The 15,872-nt window shown below is 37.0% G+C and carries 16 protein-coding genes and 1 riboswitch; of the genes, 5 read left to right on the top strand and 11 right to left on the bottom strand.

Annotated elements, in window-relative coordinates:
• Positions 1-3: 3 nt before the first annotated feature.
• From CKK03_RS17560 to CKK03_RS17545, 4 genes are all read left to right on the top strand, one after another.
• Positions 4-1,035: a methionine ABC transporter ATP-binding protein gene (locus tag CKK03_RS17560; RefSeq protein WP_099363838.1), complete on the top strand. Its 1,032-nt coding sequence runs from the start codon at positions 4-6 to the stop codon at positions 1,033-1,035.
• A complete protein-coding gene (locus tag CKK03_RS17555; RefSeq protein ID WP_099363837.1) occupies positions 1,025-1,675 on the top strand; it encodes a methionine ABC transporter permease in 651 nt (216 codons plus the stop codon). Before CKK03_RS17560 ends, CKK03_RS17555 begins: the two co-directional genes overlap by 11 nt.
• Positions 1,676-1,693: 18 nt before the next feature.
• Positions 1,694-2,539 carry a MetQ/NlpA family ABC transporter substrate-binding protein gene (locus CKK03_RS17550; protein ID WP_099363836.1) on the top strand — a complete coding sequence of 282 codons (846 nt, stop codon included), beginning with the start codon at positions 1,694-1,696 and terminating at the stop codon, positions 2,537-2,539.
• Between the two features lie 174 nt (positions 2,540-2,713).
• Positions 2,714-2,791: riboswitch (ZMP/ZTP riboswitch) on the top strand.
• 132 nt (positions 2,792-2,923) lie between these two features.
• Positions 2,924-4,123, top strand: a complete 1,200-nt coding sequence (locus CKK03_RS17545; protein ID WP_099363835.1) for a phosphoglycerate dehydrogenase — start codon at positions 2,924-2,926, stop codon at positions 4,121-4,123.
• Positions 4,124-4,210: 87 nt separating this feature from the next.
• Here CKK03_RS17545 and CKK03_RS17540 read toward each other — a convergent pair whose 3' ends face one another.
• On the bottom strand, positions 4,211-5,497 hold the full coding sequence (locus CKK03_RS17540) for an Nramp family divalent metal transporter (protein ID WP_099363834.1): 1,287 nt from the start codon (positions 5,495-5,497) through the stop codon (positions 4,211-4,213).
• Positions 5,498-6,000: 503 nt separating this feature from the next.
• On the opposite strand from CKK03_RS17540, the gene CKK03_RS17535 reads away from it, so the two are divergent.
• The gene (locus CKK03_RS17535; RefSeq protein WP_099363833.1) at positions 6,001-6,708 is read left to right on the top strand and encodes an SDR family oxidoreductase; all 708 of its coding nucleotides are present in this window, start codon (positions 6,001-6,003) and stop codon (positions 6,706-6,708) included.
• A gap of 72 nt (positions 6,709-6,780) precedes the next feature.
• Here CKK03_RS17535 and CKK03_RS17530 read toward each other — a convergent pair whose 3' ends face one another.
• The 10 genes from CKK03_RS17530 to CKK03_RS17485 form a co-directional block, all read right to left on the bottom strand.
• Positions 6,781-7,998: an MFS transporter gene (locus CKK03_RS17530; protein ID WP_099363832.1), complete on the bottom strand. Its 1,218-nt coding sequence runs from the start codon at positions 7,996-7,998 to the stop codon at positions 6,781-6,783.
• A gap of 48 nt (positions 7,999-8,046) precedes the next feature.
• Positions 8,047-9,072 (bottom strand): ROK family transcriptional regulator, encoded by a 1,026-nt coding sequence (locus tag CKK03_RS17525; RefSeq protein ID WP_099363831.1) that lies wholly within the window; start codon positions 9,070-9,072, stop codon positions 8,047-8,049.
• Positions 9,073-9,459: 387 nt separating this feature from the next.
• Positions 9,460-9,735, bottom strand: a complete 276-nt coding sequence (locus CKK03_RS17520) for a hypothetical protein (protein WP_099363830.1) — start codon at positions 9,733-9,735, stop codon at positions 9,460-9,462.
• 1 nt (position 9,736) lies between these two features.
• Positions 9,737-10,444 carry a pirin family protein gene (locus CKK03_RS17515; RefSeq protein WP_099363829.1) on the bottom strand — a complete coding sequence of 236 codons (708 nt, stop codon included), beginning with the start codon at positions 10,442-10,444 and terminating at the stop codon, positions 9,737-9,739.
• Between the two features lie 59 nt (positions 10,445-10,503).
• The gene (locus CKK03_RS17510) at positions 10,504-11,778 is read right to left on the bottom strand and encodes a diguanylate cyclase domain-containing protein (protein WP_180271297.1); all 1,275 of its coding nucleotides are present in this window, start codon (positions 11,776-11,778) and stop codon (positions 10,504-10,506) included.
• Between the two features lie 52 nt (positions 11,779-11,830).
• Positions 11,831-13,048, bottom strand: coding sequence for an MFS transporter (locus CKK03_RS17505; RefSeq protein ID WP_099363827.1), 1,218 nt, complete (start codon positions 13,046-13,048; stop codon positions 11,831-11,833).
• Between the two features lie 98 nt (positions 13,049-13,146).
• The gene (gene wrbA, locus CKK03_RS17500) at positions 13,147-13,758 is read right to left on the bottom strand and encodes an NAD(P)H:quinone oxidoreductase (RefSeq protein ID WP_099363889.1); all 612 of its coding nucleotides are present in this window, start codon (positions 13,756-13,758) and stop codon (positions 13,147-13,149) included.
• 100 nt (positions 13,759-13,858) lie between these two features.
• A complete protein-coding gene (locus CKK03_RS17495) occupies positions 13,859-14,284 on the bottom strand; it encodes a DoxX family protein (RefSeq protein ID WP_099363826.1) in 426 nt (141 codons plus the stop codon).
• A gap of 30 nt (positions 14,285-14,314) precedes the next feature.
• Positions 14,315-14,917, bottom strand: a complete 603-nt coding sequence (locus tag CKK03_RS17490) for an alpha/beta hydrolase (protein WP_099363825.1) — start codon at positions 14,915-14,917, stop codon at positions 14,315-14,317.
• Positions 14,917-15,861 (bottom strand): ring-cleaving dioxygenase, encoded by a 945-nt coding sequence (locus tag CKK03_RS17485; protein WP_099363824.1) that lies wholly within the window; start codon positions 15,859-15,861, stop codon positions 14,917-14,919. The genes CKK03_RS17490 and CKK03_RS17485 overlap by 1 nt, the downstream gene beginning before the upstream one ends.
• Positions 15,862-15,872: the final 11 nt, after the last annotated feature.

The following is a 15,872-nucleotide window of genomic DNA, read 5'->3' as shown; positions in this document are numbered from 1 at the left end:
AAAGTGATAGAGTTTCAGGATTTGATTAAGGTATATGACAGCGGCGGCAAACAAGTTCACGCTTTAAATAACGTCAATTTAAAAATTAACAAAGGGGAAATCTACGGAGTAGTCGGATATAGTGGTGCCGGCAAAAGTTCATTAATCCGTTGTGTGAATTTCCTTGAACGCCCAACCTCTGGAAAAGTGATTGTTGATGGCCATGACCTAATGACACTCCCAGAAAAGAAAATCCGTGAGGTAAAGAAAAATATTGGAATGGTGTTCCAACACTTTAACCTTTTAAACTCAAAAACAGTTTACGCAAATGTCGCAATGCCTCTTATCTTAAGTAAGACTCCAAAAGAGCAAATAAAAAATCGGGTTACAGAACTACTTGAATTCGTAGGATTAGGCGATAAGGCGGATGTCTATCCGGATCAGCTTTCCGGTGGGCAAAAGCAGCGGGTTGGCATCGCCAGAGCCTTGGCAACTCAACCTTCGATTCTGCTTTGCGATGAGGCAACCTCTGCGTTGGATCCTCAGACAACCAGCTCGATTTTGCAGCTATTGAAAAAAATCAATCAAGAATACAATATTACGATTTTAATGATTACCCATGAAATGTCCGTGATTAGAGAAATCTGTGACCGCGTAGCTGTCATGGAAGCAGGACAAGTTATTGAGGAAGGAACCGTCTTTGATGTCTTTTCCGCTCCAAAGACTCAAACCGCACAAAACTTTGTCAGCACGGTAATGCATGATCAAATTCCTGAATCTATCTTAAACATGATTAAAGAAAATCAAGGTTCCCAGAATATTTTTCGCATTAGCTTTATCGGCCAGTCAACAGGCAAGCCGTTTTTATCGCAACTCGCCAAGAAACTGGATATTGATATCAACGTGCTCTACGGTAGTATCACAGAGCTTCAAGGGATTCCATTTGGTAACCTAATTGTAGAAATTCAGGGACCTGATGCCGAAGTAAAACGCGCCTTAACGTATCTGCAGTCCAAACAAATCAGCTTCAAGGAAGTGACATCCCATGCTAGTTAATTCAGATCAGATCATCGAAGCGGTCATTGAAACGATCCAAATGGTCGGGTTTTCCTTTATCTTTTCAATTGTACTCGGGCTGCCATTAGGAATTCTGCTTTTTGTCACCCGTAAAGGACAGATGCTTGAAAATCGACCCGTTTTTACCATTGTAAATGCAATTATTAATATTTTTCGCTCCGTCCCGTTCATCATTTTACTAGTCGCGATAATTCCGGTTACCCGATTGATCGTCGGAACATCTATTGGCACACCTGCCGCGATTGTTCCACTCGTCTTTTACGCCGGGCCATATATTGCGAGATTAGTAGAAAGCTCACTACTTGAAGTGGACGAGGGTGTGCTGGAAGCAGCCAATGCGATGGGGGCTACTCCCTTCCAAACGATTTTCCGGTTCTTGCTTCCAGAAGCGCTCAGTTCATTAGTTGTAAACTTCACCATTGCAACAATCGGGCTGATTGGTGCATCTGCCATGGCTGGTACAGTCGGTGGCGGAGGAATTGGCGACCTGGCCATTAACTATGGCTATCAGCGCTTTGACACTATTACAATGATTATCACTGTTGTCATTCTGATTATAATGGTTCAAGGCTTACAATCATTCGGCAACACCTTATCTAAAAAAATACGAAGAAGATAACTTAGGAGGAAACACAACATGAAAAAATTTGCATTAACAGTTCTACTAGTGGTATTAGTAGCATTCACAGCTGCTTGCTCTAACAATAGCGCAAGTGGAAAAGAAAAAGATTCTGAAACAAAACACGTTAAAATCGGTATCACTGGTACAGACACTCGCACTTGGGACTTTGTATCTGAAAAAGCAGCCAAAGAAGGAATCGAGATTGAACTTGTCTCATTTAGTGACTATGTTCTTCCAAACAATGCACTTGCTGATGGCGAATTGGATGCCAATTCATTCCAGACTGTTGCCTACTTTGACCAATTTATTGTAGAGCACAATTTAGACCTAGTTCCAATTGCAACTACGTATCTTGCGCCAATGGCTATTTACTCTGACAATCTTAAGGATGTAAATGAAATTAAAGATGGTGCGAAAATTGCCTTACCAAACGATGTATCTAACCAAGGAAGAGCTCTTCTCTTGTTACAAGAGGCTGGACTGCTCAAACTAGTGGATGATTATGATGGTCTCGGAACAATTGAGGAAGCTGTAATTGAAAATCCTAAAAATATCGAATTAATTCCAACGGCTCCTGCTCAAATCCCAAGAGCTTTGCCTGATGTCGATGCGGGTATCATCAATAACGGATTTGCAAGAGATGCTGGTTTAAATCCGGTTAATGACTCCATTTTCCATGAAAGTGAAACAGCAATTGACTACCTCAACATTATTGCAGTGAACAAAGAAGACAAAGATAATGAAACATATAAACGCATTGCTGAGCTATTCCAGGAAGAAGATACAGCTGAATTCATCAACAAAGAATATGGCGGAGCACTGATTCCAACCTTTGTTCCACTAGAAAATATTGGCTGGTAATAACAAGTAGCTGAGGGAAACGTAGGTTTCCCTCTTTTTTTACCTGAATCACTCTCCCCACACTCCTCTCCCCGTTATTTTCACTTTTTCTAAGAAACATTTATCGTCAAAAAATTTTAATTAATTAAAACTTGAAATATATCAAAAAACTTGGTATCATACTTACAAATCAAAAGGACTATATGTAACTGGCGCACGCGGATTACCGCGAGGGAGCATATAGTGTCGGAGCCGTTCGCCTGGGCAGAGGTAAGGGAAAGTCCCTTGCCTCTTTCTGTTTATCGTGAGGCGAAAAGCCAATCCTTTTAACAGATCCAGACATTCATAAATTTTTATATTAATAGTTTTTTAGTTAAAATCTTAATCAAAAGTGAGGTAGACGAGATGAGCACACTTATTGAAAATCAGGTAAAAACGGTTAAAACATTAAATAATATTTCTGAAAGCGGACTAAAGGTGTTCAAAAATGACCGTTTTGTAATTGATGATCAAAGTGAGAACCCAGATGCGATTGTTGTTCGTAGCTTCGATATGCATGACCTTGAGTTTGGCGATAACTTAAAAGCAATTGCACGCGCTGGTGTTGGTGTTAACAATATTCCAATCCAAAAATGTACGGAGAAAGGGATTGTTGTTTTTAATACACCTGGTGCCAACGCAAACGCAGTAAAAGAAATGGTATTAACTGCATTAATGGCTACATCCCGTAATGTTTTTTCAGGGATTGCTTGGACAAAGACATTAGAAGATAAAGGTGAGCAAATACCTCAACTTGTTGAAAAAGGGAAAAAACAATTCGTTGGAAAAGAAATCAAAGGTAAAACTCTTGGAGTTATCGGTTTAGGTGCGATTGGTGCACTTGTTGCAAACGATGCGCTTGATTTAGATATGGATGTTATCGGGTTTGACCCATTTATCTCAGTTGATACGGCTTGGAACTTATCACGTAATGTACAGCGTGCCATGTCACTTGAACAGCTTTTTGCAGAGTCAGACTATATTACCGTTCATGTACCTTTAACCAAGGACACAAAAGAAATGTTTAATAAACAAACTTTCAGCATTATGAAGCCAGGCGTTCACATCATTAACTTCTCACGCGGAGAGCTTGTGAACGAAATCGATATGGCAGTGGCACTTGAAGATGGAATCGTTGGAAAGTATATGACAGACTTCCCTAATGAAAATGTGTTAAAAATGAAAAACACCATTTGTACTCCACACCTTGGTGCTTCTACAAATGAATCCGAAGAAAACTGTGCGATTATGGCAGCTCGTCAGACGAAGGAATACTTAGAAACTGGAAACATTAAAAACTCTGTGAACTTTCCAAACGCAGCTCTTCCTTATACAGGAAAAACACGCGTAACAGCTTTTCATAAAAACGTACCAAACATGGTGGGGCAAATCACATCTGCAATCTCTAATTATGAGTTAAATATCGCAGACATGGTAAACCGTAGCCGTGGTGAATATGCCTATACGATGATTGACATTGATAATGAAGTAAATGGCGAAATCGTTCCTAGCATATTAGAAAGAATCAAGCAAATTAACGGAATCATTTCAGCACGTGTAATATAAAAAGAAGCAAGGGGCGCTCCCCTTGCTTTTTTTGTGAAATAAAGAATAACTTTGAACCCTAAAGTGTGAATCTAACATATACGGAAGCTAAAAAAGCATATCAATGAGCTCACTGCCACCAAGGTATACAAAGAGTAAAATAATTAATACTAAGTATAGATTAGAAGCTTTTCCATTACGATAAACAGGGTCAATTTGTTTAGAGTTTAATAAATATAATAAGCCTAATGAAAGTGCTGGCATAAATATGGATCCAAGAATGCCATAAATAAAAACAATTGCAACGGGTTCATTAAATAATAAAAGTAACATAGGCGGGAATGTCATCCAAACAAGATACGCGCGATAAGCTGGATCTTTTTCCGAAATTGGTTGATTTAGTTTGTTATTCTTCTTTCCACCATTTCGTACTATTCGTACAAAGTCAGCAAAAAGATAAGAAATACCTTGCCATGGCCCTAAAACCGATGTAAACACCGCTCCGTAGAATCCTAGCAATAGAATCCAACGTGCTACATTTCCGAACCTCTCACCATAAGCATCTGCCAGCCCAAGAAGTCCCTGGTTTCCATTAATGGTCGTGCCAGTGCCAAATAATAATTCAGCTGCAATAATCATGATTGCAACTGCAAAAATCCCAGTAACTGTATAGGCTACGCCATTATCTATCCTCATTGTTGGCATCCAACGCTTACCGCTCCAACCCTTTGCCTGTAACCAATACCCATAACAAGCTAATGTAATCGAACCACCTACTCCACCGATTAATCCGAGTATTGTCGCAAATGAACCTTTTGGCACAGAAGGGATTACTTGATACGTGACATCGTTCGAACTAGCCAAAATAATAATTGCCGATCCAACCACTGTAATAAACATTATGCCAACAAATACCATCATGACTTTTTCTAATAATTGATATCTACCAAACCAAACTAATATAAATCCAGCGATCGAGGATACAATCGCTCCTAACCAGACAGGCGTACCAGGTAACAATGCGGCTAAAACCATTCCACATACAGTGGGTGCTGCAACTCCATAAATAATCCCAAATAAAATGGCATACCCTCCAAAATAAGAAGTAGCAACCCACCCTAACGAATGCCAACTTTGTAGAAATGTAGTACCTGTCGCTAGATATAATCTTCCTATCCCTTCACTTAGAATAAATTTAATGAATGCTCCTACGAATACTGCCCACAATAACATTAACCCATAATTAACACCTGCTATAGAAGCCATAATTAGGTCCCCTGCTCCTACACCAGTTGCAGCAACAACAATCCCTGGACCAATAACTGATAATTTCCCTTTTAAAGTTGATGGTGGATTAGCTAAAGGTTCATACGTTCTTTCTACTTTCGTTTCCAAATTATCAAACACCCCACTTTTTATTAGTTTTGTTTCAAAATACACAACACTTCTGTTAAGGTCGATATGTACAAAAAACTTTTCTCAATATCAATGCATTAAATAAAATATCACTAAAATAAAGGAAAATTTTTTATATACGCTATCACCCCACTTTGTATTAATTTTCTCAATAATCTAAATATAGTTAAACTTAACATGTAAGCGTTATCAATTCATTGGTTGTAATGTAAAAAAATATCCCCAGGTAATTTTACAAAACGTAAAATTCGTTACTATTTTACTATTTCTTTTTCATCTTTCTATTACTTTCTACACAAAGAAAAAACGAGCTCAAATTAACCCGCGGGGCACAGGGACAGGTACACTGTCCCACTCTCTAAAATTACTTTTCCCTAAATATGGTATAATTTTATATATAAACTAATTAGTTATTATTGTATAGAAATTTAGACTGGGATGAAAATAATCGGTATTTTATATCCATGTAGGAGGTTGTAAGGTTGGCTCAATTACAAGGAAAAACAGCAATTATTACAGGAGCGAGCAGTGGAATTGGTGCAGGCATTGCAAAAGAACTGGCTAGGGAAGGCGCAAATGTTGTCTTGGCTGCCCGTAGTATAGAGAAACTAGCTGAAGTAGAAAGAGAAATAAATGAACAAGGAAATGGAAAGGTCTTAACAATACAGACGGATGTAACAAATAAACAAAATGTTGAAGACTTAGTCAAAAAAGCTGAGGAAGCATACGACCACGTTGATATTTTTGTGAATAACGCAGGCCAAATGCTTTCATCGCAAATTCGTTTAGGAAAAGTAGAAGAATGGGAAAGTATGATTGACGTGAATATAAAAGGAGTACTTTTCGGTATTCATTCCGTACTACCTTCCATGCTTGAGCGCTCAAGTGGCCATATTATTAACATCGCGTCTGTTTCAGGATTTGAAGTAACGAAGACCAGTACTGTCTACAGTGCAACGAAATTTGCGGTCCGCGCAATTTCCGCAGGACTAGAAAAAGAACTAGCTAAAACCGGTGTCCGGGTAACCAATATATCTCCAGGTATGGTCGACACTTCTTTAGGTAACGGTAGTCCACGGAATAACGAACGGAAAAAACTAGAACCAAAGGATATTGCAAAAGCCGTGGTATACGCCGTAACTCAACCGGATTATGTAAATGTAAACGAAATAACCGTTCGCCCTGTTTAAAAGGAACTTAATTCCTATAGAACAAGAACCAGGCTGGACCCATTCTTGGATCCAGCCTGATTTATGAATAGATTACTGTCGAGCTGTCAGTAAAAGTTTGGTTTTCAATAGACTATTAAGTTTTTCTGAGCTTAGAATCATCGCTAATACAAACATAGCAACACAAATTGGGAAGATTCCAATTGTTGATTGAGATGCAATAAAACCTAAGAGTGGTGGCATGAATGTAGTGCCTGTATATGCCACTGCCATTTGATAGCCCATTATTGTTTGAGAATGTTTTTTTCCAAAACGTGTAGGTGTCTCATGTAACATACACGGGAATATCGGCGCTAATCCTAACCCAACAATAATAAAACCTACAAGTGAGAAAATGGATGGCAACGGTAATACTAATACAATGGCACCTGTTAAAGCAATTATTTGTCCCACCCGCATTAGAGTACGGTTCGTCATTTTAAAGGTAATAAAACCTGTTATCAATCTACCAATTGTTATCCCTGCATAATACAAGGAAACCCATTTTGCAGCAGTTGCTGGGCTTAACTCTTTGACATTTACTAAGAAACTACTTCCCCAAAGCCCAACAGTTGCTTCAACCGCACAATAAAACAAGAAGGATGCAAGAGCCAGCTTGACCCCTTTTATCTGTAATGGTTTTACGTCTTTTACATCTTCTTCATCATATTGTGCAACTTTTGCGGCTTCCTGCCCTTCATTTAAGGTGATATTGTTGCCTTTTGTCACTCTGTTCCATAAAGGCAATGTAAAGAGAAGGATAATAACTAACGCAAACTGAAGAACAGAAATAACAAGATATCCACTTCTCCAAGCGTTTTCCTCTAAAATAAACTGAGCCATAATGATCGGTCCAAGTGTAGCGCCTACTCCCCAAAAACAGTGTAACCAACTCATATGATGTGCCTTATAATGCGTAGCCACATAATCATTTAGTCCTGCATCAACTGCTCCTGCTCCTAACCCAAGTGGGATTGCACATACAATTAACCAAGCAACCGATGGAGCAAAATGAAATCCTAGCAAAGCACCAGCAGTCATTAAGACACTGACAAATGTCACCTTGCCTGCGCCGAAGCGTTTAAGTACCTTGCCGCTACCTAAACTGGAGATAATTGTACCACCGGCAATTGTCATAAAAAGGTATCCAGCAGTCTCCAGGGGTGCCCCAAAGTCTGGCCGCATCGCTGGCCACGCTGCCCCCAAGATCGAATCAGGTAAACCTAAGCTGATAAATGCCAAGTAGATGATTAATAAAAGGAATGTAGTCATATGTAAACCTCACAATATTTTTTGTGTTAAAACAATCTCGGATATACTTTACTTGTTCGTTTCACTAATCAAAAGCTCAAGTCCAAGACTTTGTAATCCAAATAAATAATCTTGTTTCCAATCACTGATTGTAAGCTTTGGAAGATGTTTGGAAGGGATATATTTTGAGCTTACGATTAAAACTCTTTCTAATACTTCGTTTTCAACTTCATCTCTACAAAAAATGATGGTATGGGGGTTAATAATAGCTACAAATGATGCTACTAATCTAGTTATTGCATCAATCTGATTTTCATCAAATATGCGTTGATTTTTAGAACTACTATCAATTACCATTACCTCTCCAAAATTTCGATCATTATACTGTGGGATAAATGAAACCTCTCCAGAGAAAAAAGTACTTCCTCGAACGATGTCACCGTTTATCATAATTCCTGCACCCGGGCCATTCTGACCAAAATACAAATAGATAAGAGATTCATTTTCCCTAATACCTCTGTTTGTATGATAACCCAGAACTGCAGCGTTCATATCGTTCTCTACCACAACTGGTACAGCAAAACGTTCCTCATAGTATCCTTTTAAATCAAAACCTTGAAACCGTTCGTAACCTGGAATATAAAAAATTTGACCACTGTCGACCGAACCTGGAACGCCGATTGCAATTGAGCTGATTTTTGGATACTTAGTTATCATATTTTCTATACACGTAGTCAATAAATCTAATCCATCATCTATTAATACACTCGGAAGTATTCCTTGTTCTTTTATTTCTCCCACACAATTAAAAACAATATAATTTGTCTCTGTCTTCTCTAAGAAAAGGGCTAGGCCAAACATGTACTCAGAATTGTACGAATACCTATTTGCTCTTCTCCCACCGTTTGATTGATCTAAGCCGACTGAAAGAATTTCCCCATTTCGCTCCATCTCTGCTAAGAACTTACTGATTGTAGGAAAACTGATCCCCAATTTGTTACTTAGTTCAACCTTTGTTGCACTCGCTTTTTCTAAAAGAACTTTACGAATACCTATAAGAATCGTCCTTTTCATTGATTTTGGAGTGGTATTCATAACTGTTTCCTCCCTATCTATCAAACTTATTAAAGACCTTTAAAAAGTTTTGCGACTTATTAAACGTATTTAATAAGTGCCCAATAATGAAAATCTTACCAGATTTAATTCCTGGAAGCAATCTAAGAGATACCTATACAAGTAGATCGCTTCAATGATGAAAAAAATCGAGACAGTGTCCTCCCCTCTGCCCTATGGGAAACGGAAAAAGATGTAGGTAAAGTTGCAAATAAATTGGGTGTTATTTTGTTCGGCTTATTATGATATTAATATAGTTGCGTTGATTTTAAAATAAACAATTAAGGCAGTGAGTACCTTTTCAAGGATATTCACTGCCTTCTAAGAAGAAAAGCCTGGAAAATAGGAAATAGATAAAAAGTTATTATTTTAATTAACCGGATATACTGTTTTATGGTCTGCAATGATAGTAAGTGTAGACTTTTCCTTATTAAACTCAACATTTGCACCTGATGTATAATACCAAGTCTTTTGGTTTTTCTCTACATTAAATAAATTTAATTCCTCTTTAAATTTGATGATTTCTTTAGCATTTTCTTCGGAAATTTTGATAGAAATAACCCACTTATCTTGTTCTGGATGAATATCATATTCATCTGTTTGATAAAATAGTCTGCTTCCAATTGAATGACGAATTAACAACATATTAGACACCACCCAAATCTATCAATAAAAAGAAGGTTTCTTTTGTTGATTTTAACGTAAGTTCGTTATTTTCAGTTATACGTGCACTATCTCTTTTTCCAACGATAACATCATTGTCTAGAACAAGTTCCCCATCAATCACAAAAACATACATCTTTCTTCCTTGTTTTTGTTGATAGAAGATCTCTTCTCCTGCATCTAATTTGGATAAGTATAATGTAACATCACTATGAATCTTCGCAGCTCCATTGGTTGGAATTGAAGAAACGATTGGTAACAACTTATTCCTCATTGAATCAACATTATAGGAAATATCCTCATAGGAAGGTGGTAATTGCTTTTTGGAAGGTTTAAACCATAGCTGTAAAAAGCTTGCTTCCTCTTCTAAAGAAGGATTCATTTCGGAATGGAGTAAACCAGTTCCAGCAGTCATACGCTGAACATTCCCAAATTGTAATATCCCACTATTCCCCAGACTATCTTCATGCTTTAATTGTCCATGCAATACAATCGAAACAATTTCCGCCTCCCTATGCGGATGTATGCCAAATCCTTTTCCTCCTTGCACTACGTCATCATTAAAAACACGAAGTGGACCAAATTGAATATTTTCCTCATCATAGTACTCACCAAATGAAAAACTAAGATTACTCTCCAACCAATCATTTTTTACAGAGTAACGCGATGCTGCCGGATACTTCTGAATCATTTATCTCACCCCTAATTATCTTGAATTCAAGATAAATATATAAGAAAAAGCCCATTCTGTCAATTTTCACCTAATCCATATAACTGAAATTCATTTCTATTAGTTTTAGCAATATATAATGCTTTATCTGCATTTTTAATAAGTCTTCTACTATTATCTCCATCTTGAGGATACAAAGAGATTCCGATACTTGCAGTAGTTTTAAGTGTATGACCATTGATATAATATGGTTCCTGCAATACGTTATACAATCTTTCTGCTATTCGAGAAATATCGTCTACGTTACCGATATCGTTAATCAGAATAAGAAATTCATCTCCTCCAATACGACAATGAACACTACTGTCTCTCATATTGTCTTCAAGTCTTTTGGCAAATTGTTTCAATAGTTCATCTCCAATTTCATGGCCAAACGTATCATTTACCTCTTTAAACTTATCTAAATCCATGTACATCAATGCAAGTTGTTCTCCATTATTACTTGCAACAGATATAGATTGCTCCATAATTTCAGTAAAGCCTCTCCTATTTTTAAGCCCTGTTAATGGATCATGAAAAGCCATTGATTCTAGTTGTAATTCATATTTTTTCTTCTCGGTTATATCTCTGATCAGTAGCTGAACTACCGGCTCACCATTAAATTCAATAGGAATTGCAGTGATTTCTACGTAAAAAATCTTATAGTCATATCTAATGAACTTTTCAATAATAGGAGTTGGCTTGCTAGATTGGTTGCTACTCATTATTTCCTGTAGCTTCTGTTCAATCCTTTCCTTTTGTTCGGAATAAATAAAATTCCATAAGGATCTACCAATAATATCACCTGAATGTTCCTTACCTAGTAAATTTACACCAGTAGGGTTAACAAATACGATATGGTGCTTATTTTGAACGATAACAGCATCCGGAAGAAAATCTACAAGACTACGATAACAATCCTCACTTGCCTCGAGTTGCCTTTGGATTTCCATTAGCTCTGTAAAATCCTTATACATGCCAACAGCAAGTACATCATCTTTATTGATTACACGATAGCTTGCTAAAATATCTAGAATTTCCCCATCCTTGCTTCTTCTTTTTGTCACACTATAGTTTATATTTTCACCATCTCTTAACATGTTTAAAAAATCCTGGTGCTGTTCCTTCGTCATATCTACAAAGAATGGTGGAGGAGTTACCCCTTCTAAATCTTTCATTTCCCATCCTAATATATCAGTAAATGTAGGATTAGCATGTAAAATCGCTCCATCCTGACCAATTGTAAAAATCGCATCATTTGTATTTTGCCAAATTAGTTCAAAAACTTGATCACCAACATTTTTTATATCAACCATTAGATTGTATTTCCCTCCCATAATAAGACGATCCTCGTTGCTTTAAATATTTTTATGAAGCTTTTTTTAGATTTCTATATAATAATTTTTTATTAAATATCTTTTTATACCTAAAACAAACATTTAAAGATAAAAGAATACTTATTATTGCAATGATTAGGTCAAGAAAGAAAACGGCTGTCACATTGATGTTTTTGTTTATTAATCCTGTTATCATCGGAATAATAATAAACGCAGAACTTGAAGCAGTGCTTACATAAGCTGTTGTTGTACCTTTCTTCCTTGGAAAGAATTCTACGATCACCGCTATACACAATTGGAATAATCCTGCGGTCGAAAAACCGATTAGGAACGAACTTATTAATGTCATAACAGGTTGTTGAACAAATAATAATAGCACTAGAGAAATAGTAGCTAAAGATGGATATATAACCAAAATCAAAATAGGACTAATAAACCGATTTAAAACCACTGCAAGAAGTAAAACGGAAACGAAAGCACCGACGTTGTAATAACTTAATAAATAGATGGATTCAACTCTACCCAAACCTATTACACTATACCCGTATTCTGGTAACCAAACCTGCGCAACCATAAGTAACGCTGTTGATGTAAATCCGATTAATATGATAGCCATTCCTTCAACCCAGATCCTTGGTTTAGATATATATCTACTTTCCTTATTCATGCTAACTACATTCGAAGCTTTAAAATAAGTAGGAAAACGAACGGTTGATAGGAATATCCCATTTAGCATAAAAATGAAAGCAGGTATAAAAAACGAATAACCATAAAAAACATTATTATCTATTAAAAATGAAACCATAATTGGTAGAATCATAGCACCAAATGATATAAATGCTTTTATTAATACCGCTGATATACCTGTTGATTTTGGAAATGCTTCAAGTAAGGCAGGGTAAGCTCCAGAGTCCATTATAGAATTACATATACCAGCAATAACAGCCATAACAAATGCGAATTGATAGCTCGGCGCGAGCGGTATCCCAATCAAGAAAACGATATAAAGAAATGAAGCTGTTATGACAAGCGGCTTCCTTCCGAATTTATCCGAAATCCTTCCTGACACACTTAGAGTTATTAATTTTCCTATGCCTATTCCTGAAACTAAGAAGCTAATACCAGCTTCGTCCGTTTTTAATTGCTCAGTAAGAAAGCTCATATTTGAGGAAAAAAGAATATTAATCATTCCTAAAAGGAAGTAATTTGTATATAAGCCGATCGCCATTCTTGTATATGAATTCCTCATTCTGGTCCCCCCTACTCACAAAAGATGTTGATTCCTTTCTAAAATGATTAAAAAAGAGCTAATCAGCTATACCTGATTAGCTCCTAGGATTACATTAATTACTGATTTCCTTTTTTAACCCATTCAGCAACATTAACAGTACGTTTTGCCTGGTGTTTTACAGCTGCCTGTACATCCTCAATCATCTTTCCATCCTGACCTACAGTAACACTTGTTCCGTATGGATTTCCTCCTGCTCCAAATAAAACTGGATCGGTATAACCTGGAGTAGCAATAATAGCACCCCAGTGCATCATGCTTGTGTATAACGAAAGAAGTGTTGCCTCTTGTCCACCGTGTGGATTTTGTGCAGAAGTCATTGCACTTACAACTTTATTAACCGTTTTTCCAGTAGCCCATAGTCCACCTTGGGTATCAAGGAATTGTTTCATTTGTGATGGCATGTTACCAAATCTTGTTGGTACACTGAATATAATAGCATCTGCCCATTCTACATCAGCCGATGTTGCCACTGGAACGTCTTTCGTTGCTTCAACAGTCCCTTTCCATACTTCATTTCCCTCGATTACGGAATCAGGAGCTAATTCTTGTACTTTTAAAACTTTGACTTCTGCTCCAGCTTCTTTTGCACCTTCTTCAGCCCATTTTGCTAATTGATAGTTTGTTCCACCCATGCTGTAAAAAATGACTGCTAATTTAACATTTGACATATTTACTATCTCCTTTTCTGATGATTTACCAAATATTTTTGATAAAAAGCCCATTTAGTACACCTCCTATTATTCCACTCTCTAAAATTTGCATTCCTTGTTAGGCGGCTCTTTTTATCTCATTAGAATTTTGATTGAACAGTACTCGATTTAGGGATAATAACTTACTACCATTAATCGCAAGATAAACTGCTATCGCTAAAAAAGCTAAATCTAATTCATAACCTGCCATTTGACCATTTCCTAATAAACCAACAGGAAGTTTAGCCGTAATGATTGCTCCAACCATTATTAGAGCAATTAAAATAGATACCAGTCTAGTAGCAAATCCAATAATTAGTGCTATACCTCCAACTAGTTCGATTAAAGCAACTACATATGCCATAAATCCAGGTATATTAATACTCTCAAACCATCCGACAGTATTTTCAATTCCTCCTTGGAACTTAACTAATCCATGTATAAAAAATAGTATTCCCAGTGTAACTCGTAAAATAAGTGCTCCAACTTCGTTTTTTTGTGTCATTTTCTCTTCTCCTATAAAATATTTTTTAGATTATAATTTTTTATACCATTGTGCAGCAGCTTCTACTTCTGTTACTGTCAACTGATGACCTCTATTTTCCCAATGAATTTCTACATCTGCATTTGCCTTTTCTAATAAAGATTGTAGCTCAGTAGATTCCATAGGAGAGCAAATTGGATCATTAGTTCCAGCAGCAATAAATACGGACGTCCCTGTTAAATCAGGAAGATCAATTCCTTTGCGAGGAACCATTGGATGATGAAGAATTGCCCCTTTTAATGCATCTTGATAGTGAAATAAAAGACTAGCTGCTATATTTGCTCCATTTGAATATCCAATTGCAAGGATGTTATTGCGATTAAATTCATATTTGTCAGCTGCTTCATCAAGAAACTCATTTAATTCTTTTGTTCTGAATATAAGGTCTTCTATATCAAAAACTCCTTCAGCCAATCTTCTGAAGAAACGTGGCATGCCATTTTCTAAAACATTTCCTCGAACACTTAATACAGAGGCCTCATCATCAATCCTTCCTGCAAGAGGTAACAAATCTAATTCATTTCCTCCTGTACCGTGAAGCATTAATAATGTAGGTTTTTCTGGATTTGTACCCTTATTAAATATGTGCTTCATTATTTATCTCCTTCCAATACGCGAACCTCAACAGAAGGTAAGCTTTCTTCTAATTCTTCTCGTTTTGACTCTAACCATGTAGGAAGCATGAGCTTTTTACCTAGCTCATTAGTTGGCTCATCTACCGAAAAACCTGGTGGGTCGGTCGCTATTTCGAAAAGGATTCCTCCCTCTTCATGAAAATACACAGCTTTAAAGTAGTTTCGATCGCGGACTTCTGTTGGGTGATACCCTTTCTCTTGAAGAAGATTTCTCCATCTAAGCAGATCTTCTTCATCCTTTGCCCTCCATGCAATATGGTGAACAGTTCCTGCTCCCATAAGCCCCCTAACAGATGGAGTTAACTTAATGTCTATGATATTTCCAAGTGAAGCATCGGACTTGAATCGAAGAAAACCTTCTTCGTCACCAATGCATGTGAGACCTAATACATTCTCAAGTACATCTGCAGTCTTATTGGGTTGTGCAGAAATTAAAGTAGCACCAGCAAAGCCTTTTATTGCATTCTCCGATTTTATCCCGCCAAAACTCCAATTATTAATGGGTCCTTCGTTTCGTTCTATTAGTTCAAGCTCAAGTCCATCTGGATCATTAAATGCAATATTTCTTTCACCAAACCGGATGGAAGATCTGAAATCAACACCAAACTTACTCAAACGTTCTTCCCAAAATTCTAACGAACCGGGTGGTATGGAGTAGCTTGTAACCCCAACTTGTCCCATTCCAATTCGACCTTTTAGCTGTTTTGGCCATGGAAAAAAGGTAATGACTGTTCCTGGTTCACCTGCTTCATTCCCAAAATAGAGGTGATAGACTTCTGGGCGATCAAAATTAATAGTTTTTTTTACAACCCTAAGCCCAAGTACACCTGCATAAAAATCAATATTTCTTTGTGCATCGTTAACCATTGCTGTTATATGATGAATGCCCGATGTTCTTTGCATCTCATTTCCTC

This window comes from Fredinandcohnia onubensis (genome assembly GCF_002734215.1).
Taxonomy (GTDB): Bacteria; Bacillota; Bacilli; order Bacillales; family Bacillaceae_L; genus Ferdinandcohnia; species Ferdinandcohnia onubensis.
The sequence above is the reverse complement of the archived record's forward strand: the minus strand, read 5'-3'. Positions and strand labels throughout refer to the sequence as shown.

Coding starts and splice junctions, on each gene's coding strand:
- CKK03_RS17555 (WP_099363837.1), top strand. CDS start 1,025: ATGCTAGTTAATTCAGATCAGATCATCGAAGCGGTCATTGAAACGATC.
- CKK03_RS17550 (WP_099363836.1), top strand. CDS start 1,694: ATGAAAAAATTTGCATTAACAGTTCTACTAGTGGTATTAGTAGCATTC.
- CKK03_RS17545 (WP_099363835.1), top strand. CDS start 2,924: ATGAGCACACTTATTGAAAATCAGGTAAAAACGGTTAAAACATTAAAT.
- CKK03_RS17530 (WP_099363832.1), bottom strand. CDS start 7,998: ATGACTACATTCCTTTTATTAATCATCTACTTGGCATTTATCAGCTTA.
- CKK03_RS17525 (WP_099363831.1), bottom strand. CDS start 9,072: ATGAATACCACTCCAAAATCAATGAAAAGGACGATTCTTATAGGTATT.
- CKK03_RS17520 (WP_099363830.1), bottom strand. CDS start 9,735: ATGTTGTTAATTCGTCATTCAATTGGAAGCAGACTATTTTATCAAACA.
- CKK03_RS17515 (WP_099363829.1), bottom strand. CDS start 10,444: ATGATTCAGAAGTATCCGGCAGCATCGCGTTACTCTGTAAAAAATGAT.
- CKK03_RS17510 (WP_180271297.1), bottom strand. CDS start 11,778: ATGGTTGATATAAAAAATGTTGGTGATCAAGTTTTTGAACTAATTTGG.
- CKK03_RS17505 (WP_099363827.1), bottom strand. CDS start 13,048: ATGAGGAATTCATATACAAGAATGGCGATCGGCTTATATACAAATTAC.
- wrbA (WP_099363889.1), bottom strand. CDS start 13,758: ATGTCAAATGTTAAATTAGCAGTCATTTTTTACAGCATGGGTGGAACA.
- CKK03_RS17495 (WP_099363826.1), bottom strand. CDS start 14,284: ATGACACAAAAAAACGAAGTTGGAGCACTTATTTTACGAGTTACACTG.
- CKK03_RS17490 (WP_099363825.1), bottom strand. CDS start 14,917: ATGAAGCACATATTTAATAAGGGTACAAATCCAGAAAAACCTACATTA.
- CKK03_RS17485 (WP_099363824.1), bottom strand. CDS start 15,861: ATGCAAAGAACATCGGGCATTCATCATATAACAGCAATGGTTAACGAT.